The organism is Lysinibacillus composti (assembly GCF_016908465.1).
Classification (GTDB): Bacteria; Bacillota; Bacilli; order Bacillales_A; family Planococcaceae; genus Ureibacillus; species Ureibacillus composti_A.
The window spans coordinates 47,714-66,876 of record NZ_JAFBDY010000009.1 but is presented as its reverse complement, the minus strand read 5'-3'; the positions used below and the strand labels follow the sequence as shown (position 1 = coordinate 66,876).

Genomic DNA, 19,163 nt, shown 5'->3' with positions numbered 1-19,163 from the left:
TTCTATTTTTGATTAACCAACTAACGTACGTTTAAGATTCTCTAGCTTGTTTGCTATAGTGTTATCAAAAATGTAGTTACCGATTTGAACACGAACGCCACCAAGTAATGATGGTTCGATTACATTTGTAATGTTAAGTTTTTCTTTCCCAACTAGTTTACCGAATGAAGTAGAAATTTCTTCTTTTTCTTGTTCAGTAAGTTCACGAGTAGAGAAAACAGTTGCTGCAGAAAAGCCTTGTGCTTCTGCTGCTAATTTTTCGAATTCGCTTGCTAAATTTAAAGCTTCGTTTACGCGCTTTTTATCAATAAGTAATTGAAGTACGTTAACAACCGCTGGATTTGCATTTGAGAAAATTTCAGCAACGATTTCTTTTTTACGTTGAATTGAGAATTTAGGAGTTGCTAATAATGATAGGATTTCTGGAGTAGTTTCAAATACTTTCACTAACTCCTGAAGATCTGCGTTCACTTCAGCAACAGTTTTTTGTTCTAAAGCTAATTGAAACAATGCTCCTGCATAACGTTTAGCTACAGTCGATTGACTCATTTCGCTTCGCCTGCCTTCGCAATCGTTTCTTTAATTAATGCACTATTGTCTGCTTCAGAAATTTCTTTCTCAAGGACTTTAGATGCAGCAAGAACTGATAGTGAAACCACTTCTTCACGTACTGCAGCGATTGCTTTTTCTTTTTCAGTTTCGATTTCTCGAACAGCTGAATCTTTTAGACGAGTTGCTTCTGCACGAGCAGCAGTGATGATTTCCTCACGTTGAACTTCGCCTTGTTTTTTAGCACCTTCAATAATTGCTTGTGCTTCTGTACGTGCTTCTTTTAAAAGAGTTTTTTGTTCTTCTAAAGTTTTAGCTGACTCTTTGCGAGCTTTTTCAGCCGCATCGATTTCGCTAGCTACTAATTCTTCACGTTGTTGCATAATGCCCATTAATGGACCCCAAGCAACTTTCTTTAATACGGCCATTAAAATAAGGAATATCACAAGAGTCGCAAGAACGTCTCCACCGTTAAATGATAGACCTTCAGCACCTAGTACTAGATAATCTAAACCCACGATTGTTTCACTCCCTTCAAGAGCTTAAGTATCAAATCTTATCTATAATAAGAATTTCATTACATTCATTTTTAATAAAACATTTATATAGAAAAACTTCTATTTCATACAAAAGGAATGGCGAAGTTTCTTCTTTGTGGAATACTCTTCGCCACTTTTACACTAAACCAGTCAATTATCGGTTCATTACGATAAATGCTACTACTACAGCGATGATAGGTAGGGCCTCTACTAACGCTACCCCGATGAACATTGTAGTTTGAAGAACGCCTTTTGCTTCTGGTTGACGAGCGATCCCCTCTACTGTACGTGATACAATAAGACCGTTACCAATACCTGCACCAAGTGCACCTAAACCGATTGCGATTGCTGCTGCTAATAAACCCATTGAAAAAATCCTCCTTGGAATTGTTTGTTTTTTTGTTTTTTAAGCTGAATAATGTCATACACTAAACGCTTTATTATTAATGGTCTGTACTCACTTTGTGAGATAAGTAAACCATTGTTAACATAGTGAAAATGAAGGCTTGGATAAAGCCAATGAAAATCGAGAATCCTTGCCATGCCATCATCGGAATGATTGCACCAAAGAATCCTAAAACACTTGAGCCAGCTAAGCCAGCTAATAGGCCTAGTAAAATCTCACCCGCGTAAATGTTACCGTAAAGACGCAAACCTAATGTTAATGTGTTTGCAAACTCTTCAATAATCTTTAATGGGAACATAAACGACATTGGTTGGAAGAACCCTTTAATATAGTGTCCTGTACCATGTAATTTAATTCCATAGTATGTTGAAAGCACGGTTACCATTGACGCTAATGTTAATGTAACAGTAGGGTCAGCTGTTGGTGATTTCCACCACAACTCGTGGTTGATGGTAAGTCCCCCAAGTGGTAAACCTAATAAGTTTGAGACAGCGATAAACATAATAAGTGTAAGACCTAATACGTGGAATCGACCGCCTGTTTTCCAGTCCATATTACTGTTAATGATTCCTTTAACGAAATCCATAACCCATTCCATAAAGTTTTGCATGCCAGTTGGCTTTAACTTTAAGTTACGTGTTGCAATAAATGCGATTAAAAACACAATAACTGCTGAAACGATAAGCATTAGGACTGTAGATAAGTTAAACGTTAAGAAACCAATCGTAAGCTCTGGAGCTCCATGATTCATTCTTGCATTCACCTCACTTTCCAGTGCACCTTATTTGTTTTTTACTGAATATACGATCGCCCCGATTACGAGGAAGACGTACGGTATCATTAGCCCAATAACTGTGCTAACTAAATGGAAATATTGTGGCAACGTAATGGCAATAGCTACTGCCGCAACACCTGATCCAAAACGCAAAGCTGAACCGAGGGATACTACTCTTTTCCCTTCACTAATGGAAGAATCAAACTTGTCCATACGTCGAACGAGTATCCAAAAGTTGTAAGTTCCAAAGAAAGCACCCAACCCAATCCCTAAAAAGATTGATTGATAGGGCGTAAATCCCCATCCTAATGCACAGAGAGCGAACAAAAAAAATAACGCTTTCTTCTGCATAGAAAAAATTTGATGCAAATCTAGCATTGGTCTTAATCTCCTGGATGTTTTTTCGAGTAAAGATACTTTTGCCATGTAGTGAAATATCAAGTGTAGTGAATGCACTACAAACGGTTTTCATATAGTAGCATTTAGTCTAAGAAGTAGTAAAAAATCCTCGCATATGTAAGAATTTTCTCTTATACAAAATTCGACCGTTGTCATGCTCTTGTAATCAGACGTCTGAAAAACGTTGCAAATTGACACTCAAAAAGTATGAACTGTCAATCTAGTAGAAACTTGATATAACAAGTGTTTCGAGCACATAATACTATGTGAAACCCTTATCATTATTACCCTTTGTAAGCATACAATAGGGTCATTTTGATGTCAATTGGTTCAGGTGAAAAACTTCACAACTACACTAATCTTGTCAAAATATTGACAAATATGTGAAGTGGGTTTTCTTACATTGAAATCTTAGTTTTTTACTATTTTTTCTTCCTCATAGACATAAATTGCTTTTCTAAGAAAATATATGAGTATTATTTACTTTTTTCAAAGAAACTAATCAGCGCGTCTACGATTCTTCTTGATGCATGACCATCTCCATATGGATTCGATGCTTGAGACATTTTTAAGTATGCTTGTTCGTCTTCTAACAATTCTTTTGCTAATTGATAGATCGTTTCTTCTTCCGTTCCAGCGAGTTTTAAAGTTCCCGCAGCTATACCTTCTGGTCGTTCTGTTGTATCTCGAAGCACAAGAACTGGTTTCCCTAATGATGGAGCTTCTTCCTGTACGCCACCAGAATCAGTCAGAATCATATAAGAACGGGCAGCAAAATTATGGAAATCAAATACTTCCAGAGGTTCAATTAAATGGATTCTTTGGTCATTTCCTAGAATTTCGTTTGCAACTTCACGAACTGCCGGATTTAAGTGTACAGGATATACAACTTGTACATCATCATGTTCTTGTAACAATCGTTTAATTGCTCGGAACATATGACGCATCGGTTCACCTAAATTTTCACGTCGATGAGCTGTTAGTAAAATCATCCGATCATCACCTATTTTTTCTAAAACCGGATGATTATATTGTTCCTGAACTGTCGTTTTTAATGCATCGATTGCAGTATTTCCTGTCACAAAAATAGAATTTTCTTTTTTATTTTCTATTAGGAGATTTTGTTTTGATTGTTCTGTTGGAGCAAAATGTAAATCAGCCATTACACCTGTAAGCTGACGGTTCATTTCTTCTGGATACGGAGAATATTTATTACCTGTTCTTAGTCCCGCTTCTACATGGCCAATCGCTATTTGATTATAAAAAGCAGCTAAGCTTCCCACAAAAGTTGTTGAAGTATCTCCGTGAACAAGCACGATATCCGGTTTAGCTTCCTTCATAACACGATCTAGTCCCTGAAGCGCATTAGTTGTAACGTCAATTAATGTTTGACGATCCTTCATTATATTTAAATCATAATTTGGGGTAATTTCAAAAGTTTCTAAAACTTGGTCAAGCATTTGACGATGTTGTGCAGTTACAGTAACAATCGACTCGATTTTATCTGTATGCTTATTTAGTTCAAGAACAAGAGGAGCCATTTTAATTGCTTCAGGTCTTGTACCGAAAATCGTCATTACTTTCCACTTTTTACTCAATGGAAATCTCACTCCTTATCTATAATAAAAAATAATTATCGCTGCCCCTTAATAGAGTGGCATTATTAAATGTTTTGTTAACCTCAATATTCTTCAATATATAAAGTTATATTGAGGCTAACAATATAGTTAACACATAATTATTTTGTTCCGAACAAACGATCTCCTGCATCGCCTAGCCCTGGAATAATATAACCGTGGTCGTTTAATTTCTCATCAAGTGCAGCGATATAGATATCTACATCTGGATGTGCCTCTTGAATTGCTTCAACACCTTCTGGAGCTGCAATTAAGCACATAAATTTAATGTGTTTTGCACCACGTTTTTTCAATGAGTTGATAGCTTCTACAGCTGATCCACCAGTAGCTAGCATTGGGTCAACTAAGATAAAATCGCGTTCTTCCACATCTGCAGGAAGTTTCACATAATATTCAATCGGTTTTAACGTTTCAGGATCACGATATAAACCAACATGTCCTACTTTTGCGGCAGGAATTAGTTTTAATACACCTTCTACCATTCCCAAACCTGCACGTAAGATTGGAACGATGGCTAACTTTTTACCAGCTAACACTTTTGTTTTTGCTGTTTGGATTGGTGTTTCAGTATCAATTTCTACAAGAGGCATGTCTCGTGTAATTTCAAACGCCATCAATGTAGCTACTTCATCTACAAGCTCACGAAATTCTTTTGTACCAGTGTTTTTATCACGAATATACGTCAACTTATGTTGGATTAATGGGTGGTCAAAAACATAAACTTTACTCAAAATGGTTCTCTCCTAACCGTTACTAAATCTTTTGCCTTGAAAAATGACAATCCATATTAAAGAATCGTCAGTAAAGCCCAATGTATCCAAAATAGTATAGCAGAAATTTCGACAACATAAAACAAAATTACGAATAGTTTTAACAATGTGATGTGGATTCGTGAAAAGCCACTTTAAGACAAACTATTAACTTTAAGAAACCACAGGAGTAAAATTCTTTTCTGTGACGAGTACCGAGGGGCAAAAAACCCTAGCGATCTTAAATAAACTAATCAAGAGTGGTCCAAAAAAGGGTTTAGGAAACTAATTTTAATCCTATTGTTGCGCTAATGATCAAGGCAATACAGGCAATTCTTCTCCAGTCTTTGGACTCGTTATAAAATAGCATGCCAAAGATTGCTCCTCCTGATGCACCAATCCCTGTCCAAATTGCATATGCAGTTCCCACTGACAAGCTTTGCATCGCTAAGGAAAGTAAGAAGAAACTCATGCAAAAGCCTAAAACCATCATGACTGCAGGCTTCCAATTACGATCTACGTACATTTTGTTAATCATGATTACTGAAAACATTTCAAATAAACCAGCAATAATTAAATATCCCCATGCCATTAGTTTGTTTCACCTTCCTCTACCTTTTCGGCTTCACTTTCCCCACTCAATAATTTCAAACCAACTACACCTACTAGTAATAGTAGTAGTAATAAAACTTTTACTAGACTAAATGGTTCTCCGAAAAAGAGGAAATCTACTATTACTGTTCCTGCTGTCCCTAACCCTACAAAGACAGCATAAACCGACCCTACAGGTAGTTTACTACTAGCCTTTAACATAAAATAAAAGCTTAATATTATAGCGATGAACGTCCCAGTCCATGTCCAGAAGTCATAGGCATGCTTTAAACCTATGGCCCAAAACACTTCGAACACTGCACCAATTACGACTTGTATCCAATATGTGTTCAATTATTTTATCCTCCTAAATAATTTCTCAACATAAAAAAAGCCTAAGAGACACATTAATGTATCTCCCAGGCTTTTATCCTTCCGTGGCACGGTTAGCAATTACGCATTTGCGTAATGCATTCCATGAGTTTTCTCTCGGTCCAGACTAACGAATGTTACGGAACCCTAGAAAACATAATTTAGGTTGAATTGACAACCTCTTTATTTAATTGACAGAGCTAATGTTGAATTCGATTATATCAAATTACTTTTTACTCGACAATTGCTTAAACTATTGGTTTAGTAGTTTGTCACTAAATCTTCGTAAATTGGATATTTGTCAGTTAAAGCTTTTACTCGGTTTGAAGCTTCTTGTTTTGTTGCTTCGTCTTCTGGGTTTTTAAGAAGTTTTGCAATAATTAAACCAACTTCTTTTAAGTCTTCTTCTTTGAATCCACGGCTCGTTACAGCAGCTGTCCCAAGACGGATACCAGAAGTTACGAATGGTTTTTCTTCATCGTAAGGAATTGTGTTTTTGTTTGTTGTAATTCCAACTGCATCAAGTACATGTTCTGCCACTTTACCAGTTAAACCAACTGATTTTACGTTAACTAATAATAAGTGGTTATCTGTACCACCAGATACGATTTCTAATCCTTCATTGCTTAATGTTTCAGCTAGTACTTTAGCGTTTGCTTTAATTTGTTTAGCATACTCTTTAAATTCAGGTTGTAATGCTTCGCCGAATGCTACAGCTTTAGCAGCGATCACGTGCATTAATGGGCCACCTTGAATTCCAGGGAATACAGATTTATTTAATTTTGCTTCCCATTCTTTTGAAGCTAAAATTAAACCACCACGTGGACCACGTAATGTTTTATGTGTAGTTGAAGTTACAAAGTCAGCATATGGAACTGGAGATGGATGTTCACCAGCAGCAACAAGACCAGCAATGTGTGCCATATCCACCATGAAATATGCACCGATTTCGTCAGCGATTTCACGGAATTTTTTGAAGTCAATTTCACGTGGGTATGCAGAAGCACCAGCCACAATTAACTTCGGTTTATGTTCTAAAGCTTTTGCACGTACATCTTCATAATCGATTACATTTGTATCTTTTGTAACGCCATATTCAACGAAGTTATATTGAACACCAGAGAAGTTAACTGGTGAACCGTGAGTTAAGTGACCACCATGAGAAAGGTTCATACCTAAAACAGTATCACCTGGTTCAAGAATTGTGTAGTATACAGCCATGTTAGCTTGTGCACCAGAGTGCGGTTGAACGTTCGCATATTCTGCACCAAAAATCTCTTTCGCACGATCACGAGCGATATCTTCTACTACGTCTACATGCTCACATCCGCCATAGTAGCGTTTACCTGGATATCCTTCTGCATACTTGTTTGTTAAAACAGAACCTTGTGCTTCCATTACTGCTTGAGATACTATATTTTCTGATGCAATTAATTCGATATTAGCTTGTTGACGTTTTTTCTCCTCTAAAATCCCCGCTAGTACTGCTTGATCTTGTGCTGCTAGTTTTTCATAAGCCATTGTAAAATATCCCCCTAAATCTTTAAGTATTTATCTATGACAAAAACCCATATTGCGGTTTTATATCAAACTTTTCTGAAAACTACTATTAAAGAAGTGGCTGTTTACTCCACTATCTTATATAAACAGCTCTTTCTCCACCAATTAGCTTCGGTCGTGTTTTAGCAATCGTTACAATTGCATCACCGATTTGACGAACTGATGTACGTACAGGGATTGCTACTTCTTTTAAATGCATCCCAATAAGTGTTTGACCAAAATCAATTCCTGCATGTGCACGGATATGCTCTACAACAACTGGGGTTTCCATTTGTGTAAATGCATATGCTGACATTGAACCACCTGCATGTTTCACAGGTACTACCGTTACTGGTTCCAAAGAGTAGTGTAATGCCGCCTCGTATTCAAGTGTTAATGCACGATTTATATGTTCACAGCCTTGAAATGCCAAATAAAGCTCATGTTTTTTGGCAAACTCTTTTAACTCTTTGTAAAGCACTTCTGCAATTTCAATTGCTCCTGCAGTCCCTATTTTAGATCCCGCAATTTCTGATGTTGAGCAACCAATAACCAAAAGTTGTTTTGGGAAAAATTGAACTTGTTCCTCGAATTCGCTAAGTAGCTGAGACAATTGGTTTTGTATATCTTGTAAAGAATTCATATAGACACTTACCCTTCAAGTTCAGAAATCTTTTCAACACGGCGTGTATGACGGCCGCCTTCAAAGTCTGTATTTAACCAAGCTTGTACAATTTCTCTTGCAAGCCCCGGACCAATTACACGTTCACCCATTGCTAAAATATTTGAATCATTATGGCAACGCGTTGCTTTTGCACTAAAAACGTCATGAACTAATGCACAACGAATTCCTTTTACTTTATTAGCTGCGATCGACATGCCAATGCCTGTACCACAAATTAAAATACCACGATCAAAATTTCCACTTGCAACACCTTCTGCAACTGGTTTTGCATAATCAGGGTAATCCACGGAATCTGAAGATGTAGGACCAAAATCTTCATAGCTTATATTTAGCTCATCTAGTAGCGCCATGATTTCTTTTCTTAAATTATTCCCACCGTGATCTGAAGAAATAGCAATTTTCACTATTTTCCCTCCTACTTCATGTTGTTAACAACAGTTTACCACTTATCACACAAGAAAAACACGTATTTTGCAAAGAAAAATATAATTTTAATCACAAAAGAGACGAATATTTGAAATAAATCACATCGCATTGTTCATGTTTCAATCGAAAAATACCTAAAAATTAACGATAAAACCATAATAGTTCGGAATTTAGTGATTTCTATTACTGTCATTCATTATATTCAGAATACTGAATTAAGTGGGTACCACGTTCTCTTATAATATAGCATATTAAAAAACCTCGAAGGCTAATTTAGCATTCGAGGGTCAGGTTAGTTTGAACGGTCAAACTGTTGGATCATTTTATATAACTCTTCTGATTGGCGCTTTAAATCCCGAGATAATTTTTCAACCTGTTCAATTGCAAAGGCTTGTTCTTCAGTAGAACCTCGAACTTCTTGAGCTCCCGCTGATGTTTCTTGCGCAATGGCTGCAACTTCCTGTGACTGTCGAGCAGTCGTTTCAATGTTAATCATTTGTTTTTCAACTAATGCCGAAATGTCTACTACCGCATCAGCCATATTGCGAACACTGTTAGCCATATCCTCAACCGTTGCAGTTGTTTCCGATACTTTTGAAGATTCTTGTACCGCAAATGTTACTTGTTCATTCATTTGCTTTACTACAATCGTCACGTTCTCTTGCATTGTTTTAATGAGCGTTGTAATTCCTTGAACCGCTTTTGCACTTTCATCTGCTAAACTACGAACTTCTTCAGCAACGACAGCAAATCCTTTTCCGTGCTCACCAGCACGTGCAGCCTCAATTGAAGCGTTTAGTGCCAATAAATTTGTCTGCGCTGCGATGTCCCCAACTAAACCGATGATTCGTTCAATTTGTTCTGCATTCTTTTCTAAATGATGAATATTTTCAAGAGCATTCTGATTACCAGCTGCAACTTTTTGAATACTATCGACTAGCCCTTGAATTGAATCTGTTGTTAATTTTAGATTTGAAATTATTTGTTTTGATTGATTGGCTGAATTTAAAGCTTTTGTATTTACTTCTGTTGCTAAAAGACGTACATCTTCTATTGCCTCAACAGTTTCTTGAACGGCAACTGCTGAGCCTTCTGCACCTTGAGAAATTTGGCTTACCGTTCTAGCAATTCCATCAGCTTTTCTTGATGCTGCTGATGTTTGCTCTGACAAATCAAGGATTGTGGTATTTGTTTTTTCGAAATTTTGTTCAATACTTTCAACCATTTGACGTAAATTAACAAGCATCAATTGGAAAGCCTCTGCGACAGATCGAATTTCATCGTTTGTTTTTGGCATTTCCACATCTTGTCCAATTTTACCTTCAGCCACTCGTGTTGCTGTTTCTTCTAATTGTTGTAACGGCTTGATTAAAACAACACTAAAGATTGCAGCTAAAATACAAGACCAAGTAATACCTAATGCATATGTAAGGATTTCAAAGAAAACTTTATTTGATAAAAATTCAAATTGAGAGAAAAAGTATGCATGAATAAAATGAATAAAAACAAAACTTGTTGAATACGTAACTAATGCTAGTACTCCAACAAATAATACGAGTTTGAGACGAAGGCCAAATGATTTATTTTTCATTAATTAGCGCTACCTCCACTTAGTTTGTTTACTAGTTCGTCAATTAGTCTAGTCAATTCTTGATAAGTGTACTGATACGTATAAATGTCCCCACCAAATGGATCAGAAACATCCTTTGAAGTATATGGTGCTACATATTCTTTTAGTGTAAATGTTTTGCCATTTGCTTGAACAAACGATTGGAGAATTAAATTCTTATGTGCTGAAGTCATCGTTAAAATTAAATCTGCCCACTCAATATCATCTATTGAAATCTGTTTTGAAATATGTTGAAATTTGATGCCTTCTTTTTCTAGTGTTGCTTTTGCATTTACAGAAATCTCCCCTCCTTCTAATGCATAAATTCCAGCAGATCGAACATTGATATGTTCTAAATTCTTATGCTTTAAAATTGCTTCTGCCATCGGGCTTCTGCATGTATTTCCAGTACAAACAAAATAAATATTCATGTTCGTTTTTCCACTCTTTCTACTAGTTATCGATGTAATTAATGAAAGTATAAGCGCCAAGCATTATGAGCGCTATTCCTGCAATCCATTTCAAGAAATCCCCTCGAATCGAAAAACGACTCCTTGCCACAGTTAAAGAAAGGTAGGATAAAATAAAAGTCCATACCCCTGCACTTATAATAAATAGATATTTTTGTAAGTTAAGCATACCAAAAGAAATGCTAACTGAAAAGGTATCTAAGCTCGCAGTAATCGCTAAAATTGTTATTGGTATAGTAATAGCTTTCCGATTTCTAGTCGATAAAATTAACTGGAGTCCAATACAAAACAGTAAAATACTCGAAATTAACGTAGACCATTGCAAAAGAATGTTAACCATCCAATTCCCTAATGTAAACCCAATGATTGGAAAAACCATGTGTAAGATCGCAGTCCATAAGGCTAGTAAAAATCGTTGTTTTACAGCTGGTAGCAATAAATAAAGAGCAACCACATCAAGTGCCACAATGAATCCTGTTACTATTTCTTGCAAAATGCTCCTCTTTCCTTCTTAGATTTCTACTAGTCTATGCCTTAACAACATTGTTTAGCATGTCTATTCTTGTCTGCCACTGTTTATGGATGGGGTATTACGTATTCGTTAAAAACTGCAAATTATGTAATTCATAGTTTTAAAATTTCTTAACAAAAAAATCCTCCAAATAAATAGGAGGATTAATAACTTACTATATGAAATTTACTTATCTATCGAAATCCATTTACCACCAGCAGCCTTTTCTAAACGATTCATAATCGCTGCCCCTACTCCATTTGCCGAAGTGGTTGTTGCTAAAATAATAGTTGCATTGGTTTTATCACACGCTCTTAGGGCATCATATAAATTCGCACCCATTTCTTCCTGATTACCTTTATGACCAAATGGGAAGAAATAATCTGCTTGTACATCAGAATAATCAGACGGTGCTAACAAGGCAACTCTCTGACCTTCTTCTTTTAGTTTTTGGATGGCTTTTTCAATAAGTTCCTTTTCCTTTTCAATCAAATATACAGGAGCTTCAGGTGCATAATGTGTATATTTCATTCCAGGAGCTTTTGGTGTCGACTCATTTTTCTGTTGTTCATTCGTTGGTTGAATTACTTTTCCAATGACTTGTTCTAGCATTTCTTTCGTAACGCCACCTGGACGCAAGATGACAGGAGGATTGACTGTCATATCTAAAACTGTTGACTCCAGACCAATACCAGTCGTGCCACCATCAAGGATTAATGGGATTAACCCCTCAAGATCTTCTTCAACATGAGTTGCTTTTGTTGGGCTAGGTTTCCCACTTCGGTTTGCACTTGGAGCTGCTACTGGTTTTTTTAATTTTCTGAGTAGTCGCAAAGCAACTTCATGATCTGGCATTCGTATTCCAACTGTTGAAAGTCCAGCAGTTACACTTGGAGCTAATATTTCAGGCTTAGCTTTCATGACAAGTGTTAATGGACCTGGCCAAAATACATCCATACATTCCTTCGCTTTTTCAGGGATTTCTTCTATATAATAGGGTACCTCTTCTTTTGTTCCAATATGTACAATTAATGGATTGTCTGAAGGACGGCCTTTTGCTGCAAATATTTTTTTTACTGCTTGATCATTCGTTGCAACTGCTCCAAGTCCGTAAACTGTTTCAGTTGGAAAAGCAACAACCTCTCCATTATTTAGAATATCAACAGCTTGTGAATAAGCTTTTTCGTTTTGCATATCGTTATCCACAATAACTCGAATGGTTTCCATCCTTCCACCTCCTTGTTTTTATTGAATTTTCACAAAGTTATGCACATTTTGTGGACAACTTACCTTAATTTGTGTATAACTTTCAGAAAATTGTGAGTAACTGTTAAGCAAAAAAGCTCTTAATCCATTCCCAAATTATGAACTTCACTTCTTTTTCTTCATCTTCTTTTTCATCATTAACTGCTACTTCTAACTCGCCATCTTTATCTTGATCGCTTGCACGATCACAAACATTTGCAAAAATCGTACACCAGAAATTATCACCACGTCCACTACCGATTGTTACCACAAGTGATTGATAATAATCTTGTGGATAAAATTTGTTCATCTCCATTTTTGGAGGCGTTAAGTGATCGCCAACCTTAACATTAACATCTAAATTTGGATAAGTTTTACCTAGAAATGTTGATAATTCTTGAACAACTTCCTCATTACTCATTGGTGTAAGGTTTTTTAATCTCATTTCTTTAAAAACTGGAGCTAAACTTTCTACTACCTCTAACTTTTCCTCTTGATCTGCATTTGTATTACTATTTGCAATGACTCGTACTTTTAAAGAACTATCATCAAAGCTTTCTCTAGTTTCATAGACTTCTTCTAAAAAGTCAGGAATTAATAAAAGCGAGCAATATACCGCTAAAGAACACGCAACCAACTTTAGTAAGCTTGTAAGGTTTTCATAATATCTTTTCTTTTTATTTTCAACTCTGATAATCTCGTAATCATTTAACATTGTAAATCCCTCCCTGAAATCATAATTGTCAGGAAAGGAATTTTTTATACACGAATCTCACAAAAAACTATTCGATTTTTTTTGTTAATATCTTTTACGATTTCAATTTTAGCCTGTGGAAAACTAGTTTTAAAGAAATTCGCCACTGCTTCTCCCTGTGTATAACCAATTTCTACACCGATTAATGCAGGCTTATTTAATAGATTCGGAAGGGTTTCTGCAAGTTTACGATAAAGAATTAATCCATCTTCTTCTGCAAATAGTGCACTATGCGGTTCATATTCAAGTACTACATCAGACATTTCTTTTGCTTCATCAAATGCAATATAAGGAGGATTTGATAAAATTACATCCCACTTTTCCATTGAAATCGGTTCAGTTAAGTCACCCAAACGAAAATCAATATCTGCCTGCAAGTGTTCTGCATTTTTCTGCGCTGTTTGAAGGGCTGCTTCAGAAATATCTGTTGCTGTTACAAGCGCCTGTGGATATTCTAATTTCATTGTGATTGCAATTGCCCCACTACCAGCGCCAATATCTGCTAATTTGATGTTGGGCTGATCACCAAACAATCGATGTATTCGCTGTAACGCCCCTTCAATTAGCTCCTCTGTTTCTGGTCGAGGAATTAATACTGACTCATCAACTATATATGTGCGTCCATAAAACTCTTCCACGCCAGTAATATACTGTACCGGACGTCCTTTACTATGTTCATCAACATACAGGCGTAACCGTTCAAATTGATCATCAGTAATTTCATCGTGCATACGCATCATTAAGCCTGAATAATTCGTTTGTAATATATGTTGAAGTAATATCCTCGCTGCATTTTCGTCACGACCGAGACCTACTAAAAAAGAAGAAGCCCAATTAAGGGCCTCAAAAATAGTATTACGCTTCATCATTTAATTGCTCAAGTTTGGAAGCTTGATCTTCTAATAATAATGCATCGATTATTTCATCAAGCTTACCTTCCATGATTTGGTCTAATTTTTGAATTGTTAACCCAATTCGATGGTCAGTGACGCGGTTTTGTGGATAGTTATAAGTACGAATACGTTCTGAACGGTCTCCAGTACCAACTGCAGATTTACGTGTTGCGTCAACTTCTGCTTGCGCTTCACGCATATACATATCCGCTACACGTGCACGAAGGATTTTCAATGCTTTTTCACGGTTTTTAATTTGTGAACGCTCATCTTGCATCGATACAACAACACCTGTTGGTAAATGGGTCATACGAACTGCTGACATTGTTGTGTTTACGGACTGACCACCTGCACCAGATGAAGCAAATGTATCAACACGAATATCTTTTTCGTGAATTTCTACGTCTACTTCTTCTACTTCAGGTAAACATGCAACTGTAGCAGTTGACGTATGAATACGACCTTGTGATTCCGTTTTTGGTACACGTTGAACTCGGTGAGCACCGTTTTCAAATTTGAATTTTGAATACGCACCTTGTCCATTAATCATGAAAATTACTTCTTTATATCCACCCATCTCATTTGGAGTGGCTTCCATAATATCAATTTTCCAACCTTGTGTTTCTGCGTATTTTGAATACATACGGAATAGGTCACCTGCGAAGATATTAGCTTCATCTCCTCCAGCTGCACCACGGATTTCCATGATTACGTTTTTATCATCATTCGGATCTTTAGGAATTAATAAAATACGTAGACGTTCTTCTAATTCTGGGATTTGCGCATTTAGCTCATTGAATTCTTCTTTGACCATTTCGTGCATTTCAGGGTCTTTTTCGTTTTCTAGCATTTCTTTTGTATCTGCTAATTGTTGTTTCACGTCTTTATATACACGATAGACTTCAACCATTTCTTGAATGTCTGATTGTTCTTTAGAATATTCGCGTAATTTTTTACTATCACTAACGATATCTGGATCGCTTAGTAATTCGTTTAATCTTTCATAACGGTCCTCAACCGCTTGTAAACGATCGAACATTGCATTCACCTCTAATTTAATTTCGCTCTTTATTATATCTTAGTACTCTATAGGATGTGTTAATCAGTTCCTAATAAGTCACTAAATAATGCCTTTTTTAGTATAAATTTTAACTTCATCTAGCACAACAAGTTTTCCACTTACCCCCGTCCAAGCACAGGTGAATTCTGATCTTTGTTATGACTATGTGAAAATATTTTGCGACAGCTGCAATTTCACTTAATACATTAAATCTTGATTTCTAACTATTTAACAAATGATATTAAATATTATAGTGGTGGATTAGCGTGGCATTTGCGGCAAACTGGATAGTATGTATCATTTCCGCCAATTTGAATTTGTTCACCTGTGTACACAGGTTTTTTATGCTCATCAACACGTAAATTCATTGTCGCTTTTTTGTGACAGAACCAACAAATCGTTTTCATTTCTTCGATTTTATCTGCGTAAATTAACATGTATCGACTACCTTCAAAAAGTTCATTTTGAAAGTCATTTTTCAATCCAAACCCCATGACTGGAATATTTAATTCATCGACGATATGTGTTAATTGTAGCACATGTTCTTTTCTCAAAAATTGAACTTCATCTATTAATACACAGAACAACTTCTCGTGATGTTGTTGTACATATTCAAAAATATTCGTGTCATCAAAAATCGGAATCGCTTGGCGACGAAGACCAATTCGGCTCGAAACATACCCTACTTCATCTCTTGTGTCGATTCCTGATGTAAAGATTAGTACTGGTTTATTTTGTTCTTCATAGTTATGTGCAACTTTTAAGATTTCAATAGATTTCCCGCTATTCATTGCGCCATGTTTAAAAAATAATTGAGCCATTTCTTCTTGCGTCCCTCTTTTCAACAATGTCTGAATTTATAGCTATTTTACAAATGATATCGTTCATTCCATTTTAAAATTACCTTATAATCTAAAAATGCCTGCCAGATGGACCGGCAGGCATTTTAAGTTCTTATTTAAGACCGTATTTTTTGTTGAAACGATCCACACGTCCGTCAGCAGACGCGAATTTTTGACGGCCAGTATAGAATGGGTGACATTCGTTGCAGAACTCTACTACGATTTTTTCTTTTACTGAGCCAGTTTCAAAAGTGTTACCGCAAGAGCAAGTTACTGTTGCAGTTTTGTAATCTGGATGAATTCCTGGTTTCATATTCGTTTCTCCTCTCGCCCTGAACCATCTGGAACAGAGTTATTATTCGAACCGTGCCTTACATAACCCGAATATGCCAGTTACATATGCACACGTTACATACATAAAATATTATAGCAAGAAATTAATTACCGCGCAACAAAAATATAAGTACTTTAAGCTGGTAAAAATTACAGCAATCCTTTTCCTTTTGTTGCTTTTTTCATATCTTCATTTAACTTTTCGAAAAACTCTTCATTCGATTTTGTACTACGAAGCTTTTTCAGGAAGCGTTCTGCAAAGTCATGAGAATCTGAAAACGTTTTACGAATTGCCCATAATTTATCTAGTTGTTCTGAAGGAATCAACAATTCTTCTTTTCGTGTACCAGAACGGCGAATATCCAACGCTGGGAATACACGGCGTTCTGCTAAATTACGGTCTAGGTGTAATTCAAGGTTACCTGTACCTTTGAACTCTTCATAAATTACTTCATCCATACGAGAACCTGTATCGACTAAAGCAGTAGCAAGGATCGTTAAGCTACCACCTTCTTCTATATTACGAGCAGAACCAAAGAAACGTTTTGGACGGTGGAATGCTGCTGGGTCAATACCACCTGACAATGTACGTCCACTTGGAGGGATTACTAAGTTAAAAGCACGAGCCAAACGTGTAATTGAATCCATTAAAATAATAACGTCACGCTTATGTTCTACTAGACGTCGTGCGCGTTCTAACACGAGCTCAGCTACTTTTACATGATTTTCAGGTAATTCATCGAACGTAGAGCTAACAACATCTGCATTAACAGAACGTTCGATATCCGTAACTTCTTCCGGACGTTCGTCGATTAATAATACGATTAACTCTGCTTCTGGATAGTTTGTCGTGATAGAGTTAGCGATTTCTTTTAATAGTGATGTTTTCCCCGCTTTTGGAGGGGCCACGATTAATCCACGTTGTCCAAACCCAACAGGAGCAACTAAATCCATAATACGAGTTGATAATTTATTCGACCCTGTTTCAAGTTTAATTTGTCGATCCGGATAAAGTGGTGTTAATGCTGGGAAGTGAACACGTTCTTTTGCAGTTTCAGGATCTTCTCCATTAACCGCTTCAACTTGAAGTAATCCAAAATAACGTTCATTTTCTTTTGGAGGGCGCACTTTACCTGAAACCTTATCCCCATTTCGAAGGTCAAAACGTCGAATTTGAGAAGCAGAAATATAAATATCTTCTTTTGATGGTGAATAGTTAATTGGTCGAAGGAATCCAAAACCTTCTTGCGACACAATTTCTAGTACACCTTCCATAAAGAAGTAACCTTCTTGTTCTGAACGAGATTTTAATATTGCAAAGATTAATTCTTTTTTTGTTAATTTACTATAATATGAAATCTTGTAATCACGCGCAAGAGCATACAACTCTTTTAGCGTCATATTTTCTAATTGAGCTATAGTTAGAGCCGACATAGCATTTCTCCAGTCTTTTAAATTTTCACTTTACTATTAATTTGGAATATTCAGCCGTAGGATATTAGAGTAAGAAAGTATTGTAGGAAAAAGAGACGGCTCTAAATACATAGAGCCGGCCTAAAAACTTGCCGAAACGTTTTTATTAGAGGTAATTTATCACATCTATAGCGCCAACGCAATGATAATCTTTTTACTGTAAATGATTTAATACTAAGTAATTACATCAGTATAGAAGACTCCCACCTTAGTGGCGGGAGCTTCTTCATATTGAATTTTCACTTTTTGATTGGGGATGTTAATTCCTATAAAGAGATTAATTTGCGTAATTGAAATGCAGTATCCTATTATAAAGGACACGTAGAAGTTATTTTACATATCGAGGTTTTTTCTCGATGCTATGACGACCTTCAATAAAGCGAACCGTACCTGTTTTTGCACGCATTACTACAGAGTGTGTTAAACAATACTCACCTTTATATTGCACACCTCTTAATAATTCGCTATCAGTAACTGCCGTAGCTGCAAATATTGCATCGTCACCTTTAACTAGGTCTTCTAAGTATAGTACTTGATTTACATCTATGCCCATTTTTTCACAACGTAGTTCTTGTGCTTCATCTTCAGGAATTAATCTTGCTTGGAAATCTCCGCCTAGACATTTTAAAGCAACAGCAGAAATAACGCCTTCTGGTGCTCCACCTGTACCGAACATAATATCAATACCAGTTTCGTCGAATGCAGTACTGATTGCTGCGTTAACGTCACCGTCTTGGATAAATTTAATACGGGCACCTGCTGCACGAATTTCATCAACAATTTTTTGATGACGTGGACGATCTAAAAGAATAGCCACTACATCTGAAATATCTTTATTTTTCGCTTTAGCAACTGCTTGTAAATTTTCAGTTACCGATTTGTCAATATCAACCAAACCTTTACTTTCAGGACCAACTGCTAATTTTTCCATATACATATCTGGTGCATTTAAAAGATTACCTCTGTCTGCGATTGCAAGAACTGTAATTGCACCGTTTGTACCTTTAGCAACAATATTTGTTCCTTCTAGTGGATCTACTGCAATATCAACACTTGGTCCACCATTACGTAACCCTAATTCTTCACCGATATAAAGCATTGGTGCTTCATCCATTTCACCTTCACCAATTACAACTGTTCCGTGCATTGGAATTGTATCAAATAGGGCACGCATTGCTGTCGTTGCTGCGTCATCTGCTTCTTCTTTTAATCCTAGTCCCATCCATTTCGCTGAAGCGATTGCTGCTGCCTCTGTTACACGGACTACTTCCATAGTTAAACTACGTTCCATTCTTCTTCATTGCCT

23 protein-coding genes and 1 riboswitch are annotated in these 19,163 nt (G+C 36.4%); all 23 genes read right to left on the bottom strand.

What is annotated here, in order from left to right:
* Positions 1 to 12 precede the first annotated feature (12 nt).
* The 23 genes from JOD29_RS11340 to glpX all read right to left on the bottom strand — a co-directional run bounded on the left by JOD29_RS11340 (position 13) and on the right by glpX (position 19,148).
* Positions 13 to 549: a F0F1 ATP synthase subunit delta gene (locus tag JOD29_RS11340; RefSeq protein ID WP_124763373.1), complete on the bottom strand. Its 537-nt coding sequence runs from the start codon at positions 547 to 549 to the stop codon at positions 13 to 15.
* Complete coding sequence (gene atpF, locus JOD29_RS11335; RefSeq protein ID WP_124763375.1) at positions 546 to 1,067, bottom strand: F0F1 ATP synthase subunit B; 522 nt, start codon at positions 1,065 to 1,067, stop codon at positions 546 to 548. Before atpF ends, JOD29_RS11340 begins: the two co-directional genes overlap by 4 nt.
* 175 nt (positions 1,068 to 1,242) lie before the next feature.
* Positions 1,243 to 1,455 carry a F0F1 ATP synthase subunit C gene (gene atpE, locus JOD29_RS11330; protein WP_124763377.1) on the bottom strand — a complete coding sequence of 71 codons (213 nt, stop codon included), beginning with the start codon at positions 1,453 to 1,455 and terminating at the stop codon, positions 1,243 to 1,245.
* A 76-nt stretch (positions 1,456 to 1,531) separates the two neighbouring features.
* Positions 1,532 to 2,245, bottom strand: a complete 714-nt coding sequence (gene atpB, locus JOD29_RS11325) for a F0F1 ATP synthase subunit A (RefSeq protein ID WP_124763379.1) — start codon at positions 2,243 to 2,245, stop codon at positions 1,532 to 1,534.
* 30 nt (positions 2,246 to 2,275) lie between these two features.
* On the bottom strand, positions 2,276 to 2,647 hold the full coding sequence (locus tag JOD29_RS11320) for an ATP synthase subunit I (RefSeq protein ID WP_124763381.1): 372 nt from the start codon (positions 2,645 to 2,647) through the stop codon (positions 2,276 to 2,278).
* A 497-nt stretch (positions 2,648 to 3,144) separates the two neighbouring features.
* A complete protein-coding gene (wecB, locus tag JOD29_RS11315) occupies positions 3,145 to 4,266 on the bottom strand; it encodes a non-hydrolyzing UDP-N-acetylglucosamine 2-epimerase (RefSeq protein WP_124763383.1) in 1,122 nt (373 codons plus the stop codon).
* A gap of 140 nt (positions 4,267 to 4,406) precedes the next feature.
* On the bottom strand, positions 4,407 to 5,036 hold the full coding sequence (gene upp / locus JOD29_RS11310; protein ID WP_124763385.1) for a uracil phosphoribosyltransferase: 630 nt from the start codon (positions 5,034 to 5,036) through the stop codon (positions 4,407 to 4,409).
* Positions 5,037 to 5,331: 295 nt separating this feature from the next.
* Entirely contained in the window at positions 5,332 to 5,646 is a 315-nt protein-coding gene (locus tag JOD29_RS11305) for a DMT family transporter (RefSeq protein WP_124763387.1), read from the bottom strand.
* Entirely contained in the window at positions 5,646 to 5,999 is a 354-nt protein-coding gene (locus JOD29_RS11300) for a DMT family transporter (RefSeq protein WP_124763389.1), read from the bottom strand. Before JOD29_RS11300 ends, JOD29_RS11305 begins: the two co-directional genes overlap by 1 nt.
* Positions 6,000 to 6,059: 60 nt before the next feature.
* A riboswitch (guanidine-I (ykkC/yxkD leader) is annotated at positions 6,060 to 6,179 on the bottom strand.
* Between the two features lie 99 nt (positions 6,180 to 6,278).
* Entirely contained in the window at positions 6,279 to 7,538 is a 1,260-nt protein-coding gene (locus JOD29_RS11295; protein ID WP_124763391.1) for a serine hydroxymethyltransferase, read from the bottom strand.
* A gap of 112 nt (positions 7,539 to 7,650) precedes the next feature.
* Positions 7,651 to 8,199: a TIGR01440 family protein gene (locus JOD29_RS11290; protein WP_124763393.1), complete on the bottom strand. Its 549-nt coding sequence runs from the start codon at positions 8,197 to 8,199 to the stop codon at positions 7,651 to 7,653.
* A gap of 8 nt (positions 8,200 to 8,207) precedes the next feature.
* The gene (rpiB, locus tag JOD29_RS11285; RefSeq protein ID WP_124763395.1) at positions 8,208 to 8,645 is read right to left on the bottom strand and encodes a ribose 5-phosphate isomerase B; all 438 of its coding nucleotides are present in this window, start codon (positions 8,643 to 8,645) and stop codon (positions 8,208 to 8,210) included.
* Between the two features lie 314 nt (positions 8,646 to 8,959).
* Positions 8,960 to 10,258, bottom strand: a complete 1,299-nt coding sequence (locus JOD29_RS11280) for a methyl-accepting chemotaxis protein (protein ID WP_124763397.1) — start codon at positions 10,256 to 10,258, stop codon at positions 8,960 to 8,962.
* Positions 10,258 to 10,707, bottom strand: a complete 450-nt coding sequence (locus tag JOD29_RS11275) for a low molecular weight protein arginine phosphatase (RefSeq protein WP_124763399.1) — start codon at positions 10,705 to 10,707, stop codon at positions 10,258 to 10,260. Before JOD29_RS11275 ends, JOD29_RS11280 begins: the two co-directional genes overlap by 1 nt.
* A gap of 22 nt (positions 10,708 to 10,729) precedes the next feature.
* On the bottom strand, positions 10,730 to 11,239 hold the full coding sequence (locus tag JOD29_RS11270; RefSeq protein WP_124763401.1) for a manganese efflux pump MntP: 510 nt from the start codon (positions 11,237 to 11,239) through the stop codon (positions 10,730 to 10,732).
* A gap of 204 nt (positions 11,240 to 11,443) precedes the next feature.
* Positions 11,444 to 12,484: an L-threonylcarbamoyladenylate synthase gene (locus JOD29_RS11265; protein WP_124763403.1), complete on the bottom strand. Its 1,041-nt coding sequence runs from the start codon at positions 12,482 to 12,484 to the stop codon at positions 11,444 to 11,446.
* Between the two features lie 103 nt (positions 12,485 to 12,587).
* Positions 12,588 to 13,217 carry a stage II sporulation protein R gene (locus JOD29_RS11260; RefSeq protein WP_124763405.1) on the bottom strand — a complete coding sequence of 210 codons (630 nt, stop codon included), beginning with the start codon at positions 13,215 to 13,217 and terminating at the stop codon, positions 12,588 to 12,590.
* Between the two features lie 44 nt (positions 13,218 to 13,261).
* Positions 13,262 to 14,125, bottom strand: a complete 864-nt coding sequence (prmC, locus tag JOD29_RS11255) for a peptide chain release factor N(5)-glutamine methyltransferase (RefSeq protein ID WP_124763407.1) — start codon at positions 14,123 to 14,125, stop codon at positions 13,262 to 13,264.
* Positions 14,112 to 15,188: a peptide chain release factor 1 gene (gene prfA / locus JOD29_RS11250; RefSeq protein ID WP_124763409.1), complete on the bottom strand. Its 1,077-nt coding sequence runs from the start codon at positions 15,186 to 15,188 to the stop codon at positions 14,112 to 14,114. Before prfA ends, prmC begins: the two co-directional genes overlap by 14 nt.
* 269 nt (positions 15,189 to 15,457) lie before the next feature.
* The gene (locus tag JOD29_RS11245) at positions 15,458 to 16,030 is read right to left on the bottom strand and encodes a thymidine kinase (RefSeq protein WP_124763411.1); all 573 of its coding nucleotides are present in this window, start codon (positions 16,028 to 16,030) and stop codon (positions 15,458 to 15,460) included.
* Between the two features lie 133 nt (positions 16,031 to 16,163).
* Positions 16,164 to 16,364, bottom strand: a complete 201-nt coding sequence (gene rpmE, locus JOD29_RS11240; RefSeq protein WP_124763413.1) for a 50S ribosomal protein L31 — start codon at positions 16,362 to 16,364, stop codon at positions 16,164 to 16,166.
* Between the two features lie 170 nt (positions 16,365 to 16,534).
* On the bottom strand, positions 16,535 to 17,818 hold the full coding sequence (gene rho / locus JOD29_RS11235) for a transcription termination factor Rho (protein WP_124763415.1): 1,284 nt from the start codon (positions 17,816 to 17,818) through the stop codon (positions 16,535 to 16,537).
* Positions 17,819 to 18,185: 367 nt separating this feature from the next.
* Positions 18,186 to 19,148 (bottom strand): class II fructose-bisphosphatase, encoded by a 963-nt coding sequence (gene glpX / locus JOD29_RS11230; protein ID WP_124763417.1) that lies wholly within the window; start codon positions 19,146 to 19,148, stop codon positions 18,186 to 18,188.
* Positions 19,149 to 19,163: the final 15 nt, after the last annotated feature.